Source organism: Rhodococcus sp. Q, from assembly GCF_005503035.1.
Taxonomy (GTDB): domain Bacteria; phylum Actinomycetota; class Actinomycetes; order Mycobacteriales; family Mycobacteriaceae; genus Rhodococcus_G.
On the sequence record NZ_SCOY01000031.1, the window covers coordinates 1 to 14436 of the forward strand.

15 protein-coding genes are annotated in these 14436 nt (G+C 71.0%); 9 read left to right on the top strand and 6 right to left on the bottom strand.

Translation table 11 applies throughout. The annotated features are described in order from the left end of the window. The 6 genes from FFS72_RS21360 to FFS72_RS21385 form a co-directional block, all read left to right on the top strand. Positions 1-1161, top strand: a 1161-nt coding sequence (locus tag FFS72_RS21360; protein WP_137875820.1) for an ATP-binding protein, incomplete at its 5' end; no start/stop codon positions are given. 84 nt (positions 1162-1245) lie between these two features. Further along, a complete protein-coding gene (locus FFS72_RS21365; protein WP_137875821.1) occupies positions 1246-1800 on the top strand; it encodes a DUF1707 SHOCT-like domain-containing protein in 555 nt (184 codons plus the stop codon). Between the two features lie 114 nt (positions 1801-1914). Continuing rightward, positions 1915-2211 carry a putative quinol monooxygenase gene (locus FFS72_RS21370; protein WP_137875822.1) on the top strand — a complete coding sequence of 99 codons (297 nt, stop codon included), beginning with the start codon at positions 1915-1917 and terminating at the stop codon, positions 2209-2211. 156 nt (positions 2212-2367) lie between these two features. Beyond that, on the top strand, positions 2368-3144 hold the full coding sequence (locus tag FFS72_RS21375) for an enoyl-CoA hydratase (protein WP_137875823.1): 777 nt from the start codon (positions 2368-2370) through the stop codon (positions 3142-3144). Positions 3145-3220: 76 nt separating this feature from the next. Next, positions 3221-3604, top strand: a complete 384-nt coding sequence (locus FFS72_RS21380; protein ID WP_137875824.1) for a PaaI family thioesterase — start codon at positions 3221-3223, stop codon at positions 3602-3604. A 66-nt stretch (positions 3605-3670) separates the two neighbouring features. After that, positions 3671-4438 carry a 2-phosphosulfolactate phosphatase gene (locus FFS72_RS21385; RefSeq protein ID WP_137875825.1) on the top strand — a complete coding sequence of 256 codons (768 nt, stop codon included), beginning with the start codon at positions 3671-3673 and terminating at the stop codon, positions 4436-4438. Between the two features lie 4 nt (positions 4439-4442). Here FFS72_RS21385 and FFS72_RS21390 read toward each other — a convergent pair whose 3' ends face one another. Next, the gene (locus FFS72_RS21390; protein WP_502704141.1) at positions 4443-5648 is read right to left on the bottom strand and encodes an acyl-CoA dehydrogenase family protein; all 1206 of its coding nucleotides are present in this window, start codon (positions 5646-5648) and stop codon (positions 4443-4445) included. Between the two features lie 45 nt (positions 5649-5693). Between FFS72_RS21390 and FFS72_RS21395 the strand changes: the two genes are divergently transcribed. Further along, positions 5694-6560: an HpcH/HpaI aldolase/citrate lyase family protein gene (locus tag FFS72_RS21395; protein WP_137875869.1), complete on the top strand. Its 867-nt coding sequence runs from the start codon at positions 5694-5696 to the stop codon at positions 6558-6560. A gap of 3 nt (positions 6561-6563) precedes the next feature. Then, entirely contained in the window at positions 6564-7577 is a 1014-nt protein-coding gene (locus FFS72_RS21400; protein WP_137875827.1) for a MaoC family dehydratase, read from the top strand. A 12-nt stretch (positions 7578-7589) separates the two neighbouring features. Here FFS72_RS21400 and FFS72_RS21405 read toward each other — a convergent pair whose 3' ends face one another. The 3 genes from FFS72_RS21405 to FFS72_RS21415 all read right to left on the bottom strand — a co-directional run bounded on the left by FFS72_RS21405 (position 7590) and on the right by FFS72_RS21415 (position 11133). Continuing rightward, on the bottom strand, positions 7590-8384 hold the full coding sequence (locus FFS72_RS21405; RefSeq protein WP_137875828.1) for a FadR/GntR family transcriptional regulator: 795 nt from the start codon (positions 8382-8384) through the stop codon (positions 7590-7592). A gap of 65 nt (positions 8385-8449) precedes the next feature. Continuing rightward, the gene (locus FFS72_RS21410) at positions 8450-9859 is read right to left on the bottom strand and encodes an amidohydrolase family protein (protein ID WP_137875829.1); all 1410 of its coding nucleotides are present in this window, start codon (positions 9857-9859) and stop codon (positions 8450-8452) included. Further along, on the bottom strand, positions 9856-11133 hold the full coding sequence (locus tag FFS72_RS21415) for a CoA transferase (RefSeq protein ID WP_137875830.1): 1278 nt from the start codon (positions 11131-11133) through the stop codon (positions 9856-9858). The genes FFS72_RS21410 and FFS72_RS21415 overlap by 4 nt, the downstream gene beginning before the upstream one ends. Before the next feature lie 97 nt (positions 11134-11230). Between FFS72_RS21415 and FFS72_RS21420 the strand changes: the two genes are divergently transcribed. After that, on the top strand, positions 11231-12289 hold the full coding sequence (locus tag FFS72_RS21420) for an enoyl-CoA hydratase/isomerase family protein (RefSeq protein WP_137875831.1): 1059 nt from the start codon (positions 11231-11233) through the stop codon (positions 12287-12289). Here the strand turns inward: FFS72_RS21420 and FFS72_RS21425 are convergent. Both FFS72_RS21425 and FFS72_RS21430 read right to left on the bottom strand, forming a co-directional pair. Continuing rightward, the gene (locus FFS72_RS21425) at positions 12279-13241 is read right to left on the bottom strand and encodes an acyl-CoA dehydrogenase family protein (protein ID WP_137875870.1); all 963 of its coding nucleotides are present in this window, start codon (positions 13239-13241) and stop codon (positions 12279-12281) included. The genes FFS72_RS21420 and FFS72_RS21425 overlap by 11 nt on opposite strands. Before the next feature lie 26 nt (positions 13242-13267). After that, positions 13268-14410: an acyl-CoA dehydrogenase family protein gene (locus FFS72_RS21430; protein ID WP_137875832.1), complete on the bottom strand. Its 1143-nt coding sequence runs from the start codon at positions 14408-14410 to the stop codon at positions 13268-13270. Positions 14411-14436 lie beyond the last annotated feature (26 nt).

Below are 14436 nucleotides of genomic sequence, written 5' to 3' on the forward strand. Positions count from 1 at the left end.
GACAAGGCCCGCCACGTCGAGGCGCAGGTCATCGCCGACCAGCACGGCAACGTCGTCGTCGCCGGCACCCGCGACTGCTCGCTGCAGCGCCGCTTCCAGAAGCTCGTCGAGGAGGCACCGGCCCCGTTCCTCACCGACGATCAGCGGGACCGGATCCACAACTCGGCGAAGGCGATCTGCAAGGAAGCCGGCTACTACGGCGCCGGCACCGTCGAATACCTGGTGCAGGGTGACACCGTCTCCTTCCTGGAGGTCAACACCCGCCTGCAGGTCGAGCACCCCGTCACCGAGGAAACCGCGGGCATCGACCTGGTGCGTCAGCAGTTCCGCATCGCCAACGGTGAGAAGCTCACCATCACCGAGGACCCCACCCCGCGTGGACACAGCTTCGAGTTCCGCATCAACGGTGAGGACGCCGGCCGCGGGTTCCTGCCCGCACCGGGCCCCATCAGTGTGTACAAGGAGCCGACCGGCCCCGGTGTGCGTGTCGACTCCGGTGTCGTGCAGGGCGATGTGATCGGCGGCCAGTTCGACTCGATGCTCGCCAAGCTGATCGTCACCGGCGAAACCCGTGAGCAGGCGTTGCAGCGTGCCGCGCGGGCGCTCGCCGAGTTCGAGGTCGACGGCCTGGCGACGGTGCTGCCGTTCCACCGGCACATCGTGGAGAACCCGGCGTTCGTCGGGGACGGTGAGGGCTTCGAGGTCTACACCAAGTGGATCGAGAACGAGTGGGACAACGTCATCGAGCCGTACGCCGGTGCCGGTGCGGTCGCCGACGACGAGGAGACCCTGCCGCGGCAGAAGGTGGTCGTCGAGGTCGGTGGGCGTCGGGTGGAGGTGTCGCTGCCGGGTCAGTTCTCGGTCGGGACCGCCGCTCCGGGGGTCGGGGCGATCACCCGCAAGCCGAAGTCCCGTAAGCGTGGTGGCGGCGGCGGCGGTGCCGCTTCGGGTGACGCGGTGACCGCGCCGATGCAGGGCACCGTCGTCAAGGTTGCTGTCGAGGAGGGTCAGGAGGTCGCCGAGGGCGATCTGATCGTGGTCCTCGAGGCGATGAAGATGGAGAACCCGGTCACCGCGCACAAGGCCGGTGTGGTGACGGGGTTGGCTGTCGAGCCGGGTGCCGCGATCACGCAGGGCACCGTCCTCGCCGAACTGAAGTAGCAGCAAGCAGCACGCTGCTCGTGCGGGTGTGGTGGTCTCCGGACCACCACACCCGCACGAGCGCGCAGCGCCTACGCTGGTGACATGGCCGAACTCCCCGACACCCGCATCGGGACTTTCGAACGCGAGCAGGCGGTCGAGCTCCTGACCCGGCACCTCGGTGAAGGGCGCTTGTCGCTCGCCGAGTTCGGGGATCGCTGCGCGCTCGTGGAGGCGGCCCGCACCAATCACGACCTGGCCGTACTCTTCACCGATCTTCCGGAGCTCGCGGCGCCGCTGCCACAGCCTGCGCGTCGTCGCCTCGTGTGGCTTCTCCTGCCGATCGCACTCGTCGCCGGCTACTTCTCGTTCGCCGCCGCTGACCTGGTGGCGTGGTTCTTTCCCGTCGCACTCGTTCTGCTCGTCGGCGCGGGGCTCGCGTACCTCGGTACCCGACGCAGGCGCCCACGCGTACCGGAGTTCCTGCGCAGCGCCGCGCCCGACCTGCCGGGACCGGCGGTCACGCGGACCCCGTCGCGGTTCGGTTACGTCCCCTACGCGCTCGTCCTCCTGGCGCCCGCGCTGATGCTCCGGCAGCCCGTTCTGGTTCTGGCCGCGGCCGGTTTCCTGATCTTCTCGGTGGTCCGGGGCATCGAATAGGCACCCGAACCTCGCTGCACAAATTCGTGCGTGACACGGGCCGTATCGCGCCCGTAGTGTCGGTATTCAACCGCGGCAACAGTTTTCGCGGAGGATGACATCGAGGAGTGAACAATGGCGGTAATCGCAATTCTGCAGTTGACCTTCAAGCCGGAGGCGGCAGACGCGGCACGTGAGGTCATGAGCCGTGTGCTCAAGGAGACCCGGGCATTCCCCGGTTGCGTCCGCGTGGACTCCGTTGTCGACGCGCAGGACCCGAACACCTGGCGTTTCATCGAGACCTGGGAGTCGGCAGAGCACGACGCCGAGTACCGCAAGTTCCGCGCGGGCGAAGGCGCCATCACCGACCTCGGCCCGCTGCTCGCGGGCGCGCCCTCCCTCTCGCTCGGCACCGTCGACGCGGACGTCTGACGGCGACTGCGCAGGCACCACAGGCGGCGCACGGGGCGACAGTCCCGTGCGCTGTCGGCGTTCATCGGGAACTCGTGCGCGAAACCATGCCCATCAACTGAGCGAGCGTTATGTAAGCTGATCGGACAATCGTCCGTGAACCCCTGGAGGCGCCCGATGCCCGACCAGATCCTCCTCACCGCGCAGCACGGCCGTGTCCGCGTCCTCACCCTGAACCGGCCGGAAGCGCGAAACGCATTGTCGGCGGCGCTGATCCGTGACCTCCGCGCAGCTCTCGCCGCCGCGGACGCCGACGACGCCGTCGACGTGGTGGTCCTCACCGGCACCGATCCTGCGTTCTGCGCCGGACTGGACCTGCGGGAACTGGGGTCGAACGCCGACAACCTGGACATCGTCGATGCCGACATCCCGGTCGGGCATCCGTGGCGCCCGCTGACCAAGCCGCTGATCGGCGCCGTCGGCGGTGCTGCGATCACCGGTGGCCTCGAACTGGCCCTCGCGTGCGACTTCCTGATCGCGTCCGAGCGCGCGCGTTTCGCGGACACGCACGCCCGGGTCGGGGTGTTGCCCGGGTGGGGACTGACGGCCCGACTGCCCGCTGCCGTCGGCCCCGGTTTCGCCCGCAGGATGAGCCTGTCGGGGAACTTCGTCGATGCCGAGCAAGCGTTGCGCGTCGGCCTGGTCACCGAGGTCGTGCCGCACGAGCGTCTTCTGCCCGCCGCGTTGGAGGTCGCCGCCGCGGTCGCGGGCAACGATCAGCCGGGCGTGCGGACGCTTCTGCGCTCCTACCGCGACGCGGAGTCGCATCTGCTGGATCCGGCGCTGGCGGTCGAGCAGGCGACATCCCGGGCCTGGATGGCGGGCTTCCAGCCGTCTACCGTTGCCGAGCGACGCGCCGCCGTCATCGACCGGGGCAGGGCCCAGAACACCTGACTCGGTACGTCTGATTCGGTACCTCTGATCCCGCGGCGACAGTGCAGGTGGGACAGCGAGATTGAGGAGAAGCAGCATGGCAGCAGGATTCAACGACCACCTCGGCTTCACCATCACCGACAGCGGACCCGAGCGAGTCGCGGCGACGGTGGTGCTCGGTCCGGAGCATCATCAGCCGTTCGGCATCGTGCACGGCGGCGTGTACTGCGCGATCGTCGAGACCCTCGCGAGCATCGGCGGTTCCGAGTACTGGACGGGCCCCGGCCGCACCGTCGTCGGCGTCAACAACAACACCGACTTCCTCCGCGCGGTCAGTGAGGGCACCCTGTCAGCGGAGGCGCTGCCGATCCATCGCGGGCGCACCCAGCAGTTGTGGGCCGTCACCCTCACCGGTGAGGACGGCAAGCTCGTCGCGCGTGGCCAGGTGCGGCTGGCGAACCTGGAGCGCCCCACCTCGTAGCGTGGATTCGACTCCGGGTGATGCCAGTTGTCCCGGCCGGGTGTGTCGTCGTGTGAGAGTGACCGAATGAACCCCGCCCATCAGCAGCGTGACCACTCCATCCGGTTCGACTGGGGTCTGACCGGGGCATCTGCCGTCGGCTCCGACGCCGGTGTCGCGGTGGTGGTCGACGTGCTGTCGTTCACCACCACCCTGTCGGTTGCCGCGGACAGGGGGACCGAGGTGTATCCCTATCGGTGGCAGGACGATTCGGCGGGTGGGTATGCGGCCGACCGCGACGCGGTGCTCGCTGTCGGCAGACACGCGGCGGCCGACGGCGAGGTGAGCCTGTCGCCCGGCACCGTCCGTTCGGCCGGCGTGCTGGAGCGGCTGGTCCTGCCGTCACCGAACGGCTCCTCGATTGCGCATTCGTTGGCCGCCGCGTCGGGGGTCTGCGTCGGGGCCGCGTTGCGGAACGCGGCCGCCGTTGCATCGTGGATCGCCGAAAAACACGTCGGCGGAACGGCGATCGCCGTGATCGCCGCCGGTGAGCGCTGGCCCGACGGAACCCTGCGGCCCGCTGCCGAGGACGTGTGGGGTTCGGGCGCGGTGATCGCGAAACTGATCGCGCTCCGGCCCGATCTGGATCCCTCGCCGGAGGCCGAGACGGCGTCGGCGACATGGCTCGCGGTCTCCGGTCGGGTGGGGGAGGCGCTGGAGCGGTGCGCCTCCGGGAGGGAACTCATCGCCTCCGGCTATCGATCCGACGTCGTGGTGGCGGCGGAGGTCGATGCAAGCCGGTCCGTTCCGGTCCTCGTCGGCGACCGGTTCCTGAACCGGTCGCCGGGTTCGTGACCGGTCAGATCCCGCCCCGCGAGACCAACTGTCCGGCGATGACGTTCCGCTGGATCTCGTTGGTGCCCTCCCCGACGATCATGAGTGGGGCGTCCCGGAAGTAGCGTTCGACGTCGTACTCGGTGGAGTAGCCGTAGCCGCCGTGGATTCGGACCGCGTTGAGCGCGATCTCCATTGCCGCCTCGGACGCGAAGAGCTTCGCCATCCCCGCTTCCATGTCGCAGCGTTCGCCGGCGTCGTACTTCTCGGCGGCGTAGCGCGTGAGCTGCCGGGCGGCGGTGAGTTTGGTGGCCATGTCGGCGAGATAGTTGCCGATGGACTGGTGCTTCCAGATCGGCTGCCCGAAACTCTCGCGCTGCTGTGCGTAGGCGAGCGAGTCCTCCAGTGCGGCGGCCGCGACGCCGAGCGCGCGGGACGCGACCTGGATACGGCCGGTCTCGAGGCCTTTCATCATCTGCCCGAAGCCCTTGCCGGGTTCGCCTCCGAGAATGGCAGTGGCCGGGATCCGGTAGTTGTCGAAGGACAGCTCGCAGCTCTCGACGCCCTTGTAGCCGAGTTTGGGCAGGTCCCGCGAGACGGTCAGTCCGGGCCCGTGCTCGACGAGCACGATGGAGATCCCCTTGTGGCGCGGCGTCGCTGCCGGATCGGTCTTGCACAGCAGGGCGATGACACCGGACCGTCGTGCGTTGGTGATCCACGTCTTCGCGCCGCTGATGACGAGGTCGTCGCCGTCGCGCTTGGCGTTGGTCGACATGGCCTGCAGGTCGGAGCCGCCGCCCGGTTCGGTCAACGCCATCGTCGCGCGGACCTCGCCGGTTGCCATCCGCGGCAGATACTTCTGCTTCTGTTCCTCGGTGCCGAACAGTCCGATCAGCTTCGCGACGACGGTGTGCCCGCCCATCGCTCCCGACAGCGTCATCCAGCCGCGGGCCAACTCCTCGGTCACCTGCACGTAGCAGGGCATCGACACCGGTGCGCCGCCGTACTCCTCGTCGATGGCGAGACCGTAGATGCCGATCTTCTTCATCTGGTCGATCCACTGCTCGGGGTAGTCGTTCGCGTGCTCGACCTCCTGCACCCTCGGCTTCACCTCGCGGTCGACGAACTCGCGCACCGTTCTGACCAGGAAGGCTTCTTCGGCGTTCAGGTTGTGGCTCACGGCGTCCTCACGATCAGCGGGCGGCTTGCTGGGGCAACTTTGTACGGCCATATTCGTGGAGGGGTGATACAAATGTCAATGGCTGCACGTACCGCAATGCCTGCCGAACGTGAGGGACCAACCGTGAAAGCAGTACGCCGCCGAGCAGCGCTGGTTGCGCCCGGCTCCGACGACCGCAAGGCCCGTAAGGCGCTCGCCTCGCAGGCCGACGAGGTGGTCCTCGACCTCGAAGACGCCGTGACCCCGGCAGAGAAGGGCGCGGCCCGCGACCTCGTCGTCGCGCTCGCCGCCGAGTTCGGACGCGACCGCACCGTTTCGGTGCGGGTGAACGGGCCCGACACCGAGTGGTTCACCGCCGACCTCGCCGCCGTGGCAGCGGCAACCGGGCTGGCGTCGATCGTGATCCCCAAGGTCGAGTCGGCCGCACCTTTGACGGCCGCGGCCGACGGACTGCCTGCCGGCGGCGACGTTCGCGTCCAGGCACTGGTGGAAACACCCGCAGGTGTCGAGAACATCGGTGAGATCGTCCGTGGTCCGCGAGTGGACTCGGTGATCATCGGCTACGCGGATCTTGGTGCCGCACTGGGTCGTTCGGCGACCGCGCCGCCGTGGCAGTGGCTCTACGTCCAGGATCGGATTCTGCACGCCGCGCGCGCCGCCGGCGTGCAGGCGATCGACGGGCCGCACCTCGGGACCGCCGACGACGAGGAGTTCCGACGCGCCGCGCACTGGACCGCCGACCTCGGGTTCGACGGCAAGTGGGTCATCCACCCCGCGCAGATCGCCACGACCATCGACACGTTCACCCCGACCGCCACGCAGATCGAGCACGCCCGCCGCGTTCTCGAGGTGCTCGACGACGCCGCCGAACGCGGTGCGGGCGCAGCACTTCTCGACGGCCGGATGCTCGACGAGGCCGTCGCCGTCGCGGCCCGCCGCACCCTCGCCCAGATCGGAGCCTGACCTGTGACCGAACCCGAGTTCACCCGCACCGTCGCCGTCGGCGGACCCTACTTCGACGAACTGGACGTCGGGCAGGTCTTCGACACCGCGCCCGCCGTCACCCTCACCGACGGGCTCGCCGCCGCACACCACGCGATCCTCGGAGACCGGCTGCGGTTGCCGCTCGACGCCCACCTGTCGACGGCCGTCGCGGGCGGACCACTCGCGCATCCGGGCCTGGTCACCGACGTCGCGATCGGTCAGTCCACCCTGGCGACCCACCACGTGAAGGCGAACCTCTTCTATCGCGGACTGCGGCTGCATCGTCTGCCGCTGATCGGCGACACCCTGCGGACCACCACCGAGGTGGTCGGACTCAAGAGCAACTCGGTCAAGCCAGGCCGCGCCGCGACGGGACTTGCGGCGCTGCGGATGACGACCGTCGACCAGGACGATCGCACGGTCCTCGACTTCCACCGTTGCGCGATGCTGCCGGTGCGTCCAGGGGTCGATCCGGCGACCGCGGTCCGCTCCGACGACCTGTCCGCGATCGGTTCGGGTGGGAGGCCCGACTGGTCGACCCCCGAGGGTATCGACCTGACTGCCTTCCGAAATCGGGTTCCCGGAGCACATTTCGACGCCGACCTGGCCGGAACTCGATTCACCTCCAGCGGTGACGTCGTCACCAGCGCGCCGGAGCTCGCGAGGCTGACGCTCAACATCGCCGCCACCCACCACGACGAGCGGGTCGGTGCCGCAGGCCGACTCGTCTACGGCGGGCACACGATCGGCGTCGCGCTCGGGCAGGCCGCGCGCGCCCTGCCGAACCTGGTCACGGTCCTCGGTTGGCACTCGTGCGATCACACCGGACCCGTCGCGGAGGGCGACACCCTCACCAGCGACCTGTATGTCGTGTCGGCGACGCCGCTGTCCGGGGGTGGCGGCACCCTCGACCTGAGGTCGATCGTGCACGTGCACCGGGCCGGCGCCGAGCCTGCGCCGGTGCTGGACTGGCGGTTCACGGCGCTGTTCGCCTGAGGCCCGGACGAATCAGTTCGGTGCGTCCCGGACCTCTTCCTCGTCGCGTCCGTCGATGAGGAAGGGGCGCGCGTTGACGACGTGCTTGCGCCAGTGCGAGAAGGCGCCGTCGGCGTCGCGGGCGCGTAGTAGGCGGATCAGGCGGCGACAGGAGCGGACCGCGAGCTTCAGGTTCGCCGCGTACAGCTCACGGTCCTCGGACGTCTCGAGGGCCGCGGGGCCGGTGTCGTGCCGGGTCAGTTCGAAGAGCATCCCCGCGGTGATCGCGAGCGGTGCGTTGCCGGACAGTTGAACCACCCGCAGGTGGAACGCCGACAGTCCCGCGACCAGCGTCTTCGACGCGTAGGACGCGGGCAGGTCCTCCTCGACCATCCGGGCCAGTTCGTCGAAGTCCTCGTCGGTGCCCGCCACCGCGAGGACGCGGGCCGCGTCGGGTTCGACGGCCTCGCGGGCCACGAACAGGTCGGCGACCGTCGTACCGGACAGTTCCATCAGCAGTGCCGCGGGCCGGGCCACGACCTCGGGGCCGGGGACGCACACGCGGGCGCCGGATCGTGATCCGCGCCGGACCGCAACGAGGCCGTCGGATTCGAGTACGCGGATCGCTTCCCGCAATGTCGGCCTGCTGATGGCGAATCGGTCCATCAGATCGGCTTCGTGGGGTAGGTGGTCGCCATCCTTCAGCGCCCCGTCGATGATCATCTTGCGCAGTGTGTTCGCGACGATCTCGGCGGTCTTCGGCGTCCGGATCGGCCTGGTGGCGGCGCTGGGGGAGTGAAAGACCGGCGCAAACGTCTTGTCGGCCACCGGTGCCCTCCCGCCAGTGCGTCCGCCTCGCCCGGACGTCGTCCACTCAGTAAACCATCTGGGGTTCAGCGGCCGAGCGCGTCGGCGTCGCCGTGAGTCCAGGTGCGTCGCACGGCGTCGGCGGATGGCGCCGTCAGCACATCGGCGAGCGGACCGTGTAGCAGCACCAGGTCCGCGGCGGCGCCCATCGCGACGCGGCGCGGCGCACCGCCCGGGTCGGTTGCGGGCGCGAGGTAGCCGTTCAGCGCCTCCGCTGCGGTGAGCCGCTCGCGTGCGCCGACGACCGCGCCGGTGCGGGCCCGACGGTCCACGGCCGCGGCCATCACCCGCCAGGGGTCCAGCGGTCCGTAGGGTGCGTCACTGGACAGGGCGAGGGGGATGTCCGAGTCGACGAGCGACCGGCACCGGTACAGGTCCGGCAGGTCGACCGGGTCGACGTCGCGCAGGTAGTCGTCGCCCCGGTCGCAGAGGAACCCGGGTTGGGTGACGATCCGCAGCCCGAGAGCTCTTATACGCGTGAGTGTTTCACGGGGAACCAACGCGCCGTGTTCGATCCGATCCCCGGGGATCGTGCCGACGTCGTCGAGCGCGACGAGCAGGATCAGCAGGGCCTCGCGGCTCACGCAGTGCACCGCGACGGGACGGCCGACGGCGTGCGCGGCCGCGATCGTGTCCGCGAGTGCGGACAGTTCGGGCAGACCGGAGTCGGCGATCACGATCTTGTAGGGGCCCACCGTCAGTCGAGGGGACGTGACGTCGGGGCCGGTCAGGGGAGCGCCCAGCAGGTGCACGCGCTGGGGGAGGGCGCCGGACGCCGTCGCGTCGACGATCGCCTGCTGCGACTCGGGTCGCAGGTCCGGCGTCGCATCCGTGACGGACGTGATCCCGAAGCCCGCCAACCGGGCACCGATCGCGGTGAGCGACGGGGGCTGCGCGGTGGGCAGGCGGGTGCGCAGCCAGTCGTCCGCGCGCCACACCCGGCCGGTCGGGATGCCCGCGCCGTCCCGTTCGACGCCCGGATGGTCTCCGGACGCCAGCCCGGTCGCCGCGACGGCCGCCGAGTTGAGCATCCACATCGCCCCGCTGCGGTGCTGGATCCGAACCGGGCGGTCCGCGCAGATGCGGTCCAGGGCAACGGCATCCAGGTCGCCGGCAACGGATTCGCTGTAGCCGACGCCCCGGACCCATCCGGCGGCGTCGCCGGTCGCCGCAGCCAGCGCCGCGTGGAGGTCGTCCGCGGTGCGGACCGCAGGTGGGCCGCACCGCGTCGACGCGGCGTCCGCGGCCATCGCGTGCAGGTGCAGGTGGTGGTCGGTGAGGCCGGGGATCAGCGCACCGCCCTTCGCGCCGAGCAGGTCGGCGCGCTCGCGCGGCAGGTCGGGGCCGACGGCGGTGACCCGGCCCCGTTCGATCCGGACATCGATACCGGAGATGCCGTCCACTTCGGCGTTCACGATCAGCAGCGGGGCGGTCACAGCGTCGACACCCCCGCGGTCGCGATGCCGAGGGAACGCAGGACAGCGTTCGTGTCCCGTCCGAGTTCGGGTGCGGCGCCTGCCGCCGAACGGGGCCGGGGCAGGGCGATCTCGACCACCCCGTCTTCCGCGTCCACGACCCAACGGCCGCCGTCCCGGCGCGCCGCGACCGTGCCGGTGCCCGGGGGCGCAGTGCCTGCGGCGGTATCCGTGAGCGTCGCCGCGACGACGTCGGTCATGGACACCTCGATCAGCCGCCCCTGCGCATCGGCGGAGCAGGCGAGCGCGGCCGCGGTCAGCCCGGTCAACGGGTCGGCGAACGCGTCGCCCACGAACATCGGCCCGTCCGCATCCGTAGCCACGAGGCCCGCGGACGCGGCGACATCGTCTCCGAAACCGACACGGCCACTGGACCGTCCGGCCGCGGTGATCGACAGCCAGGCCGCTCCGCGGGCTGCCGCCGCGTCCGCGTCGAGCCCGAACCCGGCCAGCGCGCGCGGCCGGGACGCTTCGACGACAACGTCCGCAGCGGCCACCAGTTCGGCCAGCGCCCTTCGGTCGGCGGGCGCGCCGGGGTCGAGGCAGACGGATTCGTGACCGCCGTGCAGCAGTGCGTAGAAGTCGGGACTGCCACGGCGCGCGCCGTCCGGGCGCGACGGCGTCTCGACCTTCACCACCCGCGCCCCCGCGAGACCGAGGAGGTGCGCGCACAGCGGCGCCGCCCACAGCGACCCGAAGTCCACGACGAGCAGTCCGTCCATCGACCGCGGGGGAGCGAGGGGCCGCGGCTCCGGCGGGGTGGGCGGCTGCACGGGAGCCGCGGCGATCCCGAGCATCTCCGCGCGATCGGCGAGTTCGGCACCCGAGTGGGACGCCAGCCACGCCGTCACCGCGGGCCACGGATCTGCCGGGTCCACCTCTGCGGAGATGAGCGCCCCCAGCAGCGCCGGGTCGTCGGGACGGGCGCAGGACACCGCAGCCCAGCCGTCGGCCGTGCGGAGCAGCCTGCCGCTGCCGCCGACGGTCACGTCGCCGCGCCGCGATCTGCCGGTGAACGCCGCCCGCTCCGACAGCACACCCGCACCGTCGATGTCGAGGGTGCGGCCGGCGAGTGTTGCCGCGGCGGCCACGTGGGCGGCGAGATCGCGGGCGACGGTCGCGGCATCCCCGGGCGGCACGAGCGGTGGCCCGTCGGGGCGACCGGTGAGCGCCGCGACACCGGACTCCGCCCAGTCACGTACCCGGCGGGACGGGGGAGTCTCGGCAGCGGGCACAGCCCGATCGTACGGCGGGCACCGCCCGCTGCCGGGGGACCGTTGTCGTGCAGGTGGGACTGCCCGGAACGGCGCGATCGTCTGGCAGGCTGAGGCGATGGGCCTGTTTGTCGTCACCCCTGCCGCGCTCGCCGACGGGGCAGCCGATCTGCCGCTGCTCACCGACGACGCCGCGGTCGACGAGCCGCTGGTCGTCGTTGACCTCGACGCCGACGTCGACGCGGACACCGCCGCACGCGCCGTGGACCGGGCACGTACCCCGGTGCGCCTGCTGGTCGGGCTCCGCACCCGACCGGAGCCGCTCACGCCCGAACAACTCGCGGTTGCCGCGGCCCTCGACACCACCGTCGCCCCGCTCGCATCGGCGTCGCAGACGCCGGTGGTCGGCACGCCCGATCCCGTGTCGGCACTGGACGACCTGGTGGGTGCCGTCGCGGACCAGGAGCACGCGGCGATGGTCCTCGCGCACGTGCTCCGGGCATCGGAAACGCTGTCGGTCCCGGAGGCTCTCGACGTCGAATCCCTCGGATATTCCACACTTCTCGGGACACCCGGGTTCCGCCGGTGGCTGGTGGCGCGCGGGCCACGGCCGCTGCCGCCGCCGTCCCCGCAGCAGCCGGTGCTCGTCGAGCGGGAGGGCGACCGCCTGCACATCACCCTCAACCGGCCGGAACGCCGCAACGCCTACGGCGCCGAGGTCCGCGACGGTCTCGTCGAGGCGCTGCGCCTCGCGCTGGCCGATGACACCATTGCCTCCGTCCTGCTCGACGGTGCGGGCCCGGTGTTCTCGGCGGGCGGCGACCTCGACGAGTTCGGCACCACTTCCGACCTGGGGACCGCCCACCTGATCCGGACGAGGGCCGGGGCCGCGCGACCGGTCGCCGCGCTCGCCGACCGCGTCGAGGTCCACGTGCACGGCAGCTGTGTCGGAGCGGGCATCGAGGTGCCCGCCTTCGCCTCCCGCATCGTCGCCGCGCCGGGCACCGTGTTCCGGCTGCCCGAGGTGTCGATGGGACTGATCCCCGGGGCAGGCGGCTGCGTCGGCATCCCGCGACGGATCGGGCGGCACCGTGCCTACTGGCTGTGCGTCACCGGCGCCACGCTCGACACCGAGACGGCGCTCGCCTGGTCGTTGATCGACGAGATCAGCCGCTGATCAACTCCCACAGGCCATCTCCGCCCGCGACGGCGGCGGCGCTGGTGAGTGTGTCGTCCCAGGATCGCAACGAGCCGTACTCGCCGCGCCACGACAGCAACCGGTTCGTGAACCGGTGCAGGTCGTGTTCGGCGGTGAAACCGATCGCGCCCATCGCCTGATGCGCGTTCCGGACGATGGTGGCGGCGGCGTGACCCGTGCAGGAACGGGCCGCAGCGATCGCGAACTCTGTGGTGACGGAATCGAATCCGTGCCGCAGGACCGCGGTGGCCGCGGCCTCGGTGGCGGCGCGGCCCAGCGCGTCGTGGGTGGCGATGTCGGCCACGAGATGCTGCACCGCCTGGAATGCCGCCACGGGACGCCCGAACTGCGTGCGGGTGGTGGTGTGCGCGACGACGATGTCGAGCACCCGTGCCGATGCCCCGGTCATCGTCAGTGCGCGGGCCAGCGCGCCCCGCAGGTGCAGTTCGCGGGCAATGGTGCCCGGGGTCGCGACACCGGAGAGGGTGGCCGGGTCGACGGTGACCCGGTCGCGGGGTTCGCCTGCGAGGTTGGCGCCCTCGGTGAACTCGACGTCGCCGCGCGTCACCTGTCCCACGCACCAGCCGTGGCCGCTCGGCCACAACAACACCAGCTGGTCCGCGTTCCGAGCCCACGGAACATGCCGCGCCACCCCGTCCGAGCCGAGAACGGCGACGGTGCGTACCGCGTCGGTCGGGGCCGGGTCCAGTCCCGCGGAATCGGCGAGCCAGCCCGCGAGCAGGTCGTTCTCGGCGATCGGGACGGGCGCCGCACTCGCGCCCGCGGCGGCGAGCAGGACAGCGGCTTCGGCCCAGCCTCCGCCGGTCTCGGGCGCGGTCAGCCGGGTCAGCCCCAGTTCGGCGAGGGTCTTCCACAGTGCCGGATCGAACGTCGGTGCAGCTCCGGCGGTCTCGAACACGTCGTCGAGCATCCGGGTCAGGTCGTCCAGTTCGGTGCTCACCGCATCCCCAGTCCCCGCGCGATCACGCCGCGCAGAATCTCACTCGTTCCACCGCGGAGGGTGAATCCCGGCCGCTGCATTGCTCCCGCGTCGACCAGTTCCCTGAAGGCGGCGGGGGCGTCCTCGTCGCTCAGTTCGGCGGCGAGATCCGTGACGTCTCCCTCGGTGGCGGTGCCGAGCACCTTCACGACCGACGCCGCGACGTCCGCTTTCTCCCGACGCTCGAGCGCCTCCGACACTGCCGTCGACATGTGGTGCAGGCCGACGAGCCGACCGACGAGGGCCCCGACCCGCGGATCGGCGGGCATCCGGCCCGCCGCGATCTCGTCGACGGTCGCACCGAGCAGCGTGAACGTGGACAGGAACCGTTCCGGCCCGCTGCGTTCGTAGCCGAGTTCGGACGTGACCTGCGCCCACCCGTCACCGATCGTGCCGAGCACCAGTTCGTCGGGGACGACGACGTTGTCCAGCAGCACCTCGTTGAAGTGGTGATCGCCGGACATCGACAGGATCGGCCGGATAGTGACGCCGGGGGAGTCGAGGAGCACGATGAACTGGCTGAGTCCGTCGTGTCGGTGTGCCGGGTCGAGCGGCGCGGACCGGGCGAGTGCGAAGAAGGCGTCCGCGTGGTGCGCGCCGGACGTCCACAGCTTGGTTCCGGTGATCGCCCAGCCGCCGTCGACGCGGACCGCTTTCGTCCGAACACTCGCCAGGTCGGATCCCGACTCCGGCTCGGACATGCCGATGGCCCAGCAGATCTCGCCGCGCGCGATTCCGGGCAGGAACCGCCGCTTCTGCTCCTCGGTGCCGTACTTGAGCAACGACGGCGCCGCCTGCCGGTCGGCTACCCACTGTGCGGCGACGGGAGCTCCCACCGCGAGCAGTTCCTCGGTGACGACGAACCGTTCCATGAAAGTTCGTCCATGCCCACCGTATTCGAGGGGAATGGTCATTCCCACCCACCCGCGTTGGGCGAGAGCGCGGGTGAAGGCCGGATCCCATCGGGTGAGCCACGTGTCGACGCCGGGGGTGAAGGCGCCCGCGTCGATCTGCTCGCGCAGGAAGGCGCGGACCTCGGCGCGGAGGGCGTCGGTGGCGGGCTCGGGCGTCGTCGCACGCGGAACCAGCGGCGAGTGCATTTCTTCCTCCAAAGGTGGGCGTTGCC

What these genes read in the sequence shown, in the direction of transcription:
- FFS72_RS21375 (WP_137875823.1), top strand. Translation starts at nt 2,368, where the DNA reads ATGCCCGACCAGATCCTCCTCACCGCGCAGCACGGCCGTGTCCGCGTC.
- FFS72_RS21420 (WP_137875831.1), top strand. Translation starts at nt 11,231, where the DNA reads ATGGGCCTGTTTGTCGTCACCCCTGCCGCGCTCGCCGACGGGGCAGCC.
- FFS72_RS21390 (WP_502704141.1), bottom strand. Translation starts at nt 5,648, where the DNA reads ATGGCCGTACAAAGTTGCCCCAGCAAGCCGCCCGCTGATCGTGAGGAC.
- FFS72_RS21365 (WP_137875821.1), top strand. Translation starts at nt 1,246, where the DNA reads ATGGCCGAACTCCCCGACACCCGCATCGGGACTTTCGAACGCGAGCAG.
- FFS72_RS21425 (WP_137875870.1), bottom strand. Translation starts at nt 13,241, where the DNA reads ATGCTCGACGACGTGTTCGAGACCGCCGGAGCTGCACCGACGTTCGAT.
- FFS72_RS21380 (WP_137875824.1), top strand. Translation starts at nt 3,221, where the DNA reads ATGGCAGCAGGATTCAACGACCACCTCGGCTTCACCATCACCGACAGC.
- FFS72_RS21385 (WP_137875825.1), top strand. Translation starts at nt 3,671, where the DNA reads ATGAACCCCGCCCATCAGCAGCGTGACCACTCCATCCGGTTCGACTGG.
- FFS72_RS21370 (WP_137875822.1), top strand. Translation starts at nt 1,915, where the DNA reads ATGGCGGTAATCGCAATTCTGCAGTTGACCTTCAAGCCGGAGGCGGCA.
- FFS72_RS21395 (WP_137875869.1), top strand. Translation starts at nt 5,694, where the DNA reads ATGCCTGCCGAACGTGAGGGACCAACCGTGAAAGCAGTACGCCGCCGA.
- FFS72_RS21430 (WP_137875832.1), bottom strand. Translation starts at nt 14,410, where the DNA reads ATGCACTCGCCGCTGGTTCCGCGTGCGACGACGCCCGAGCCCGCCACC.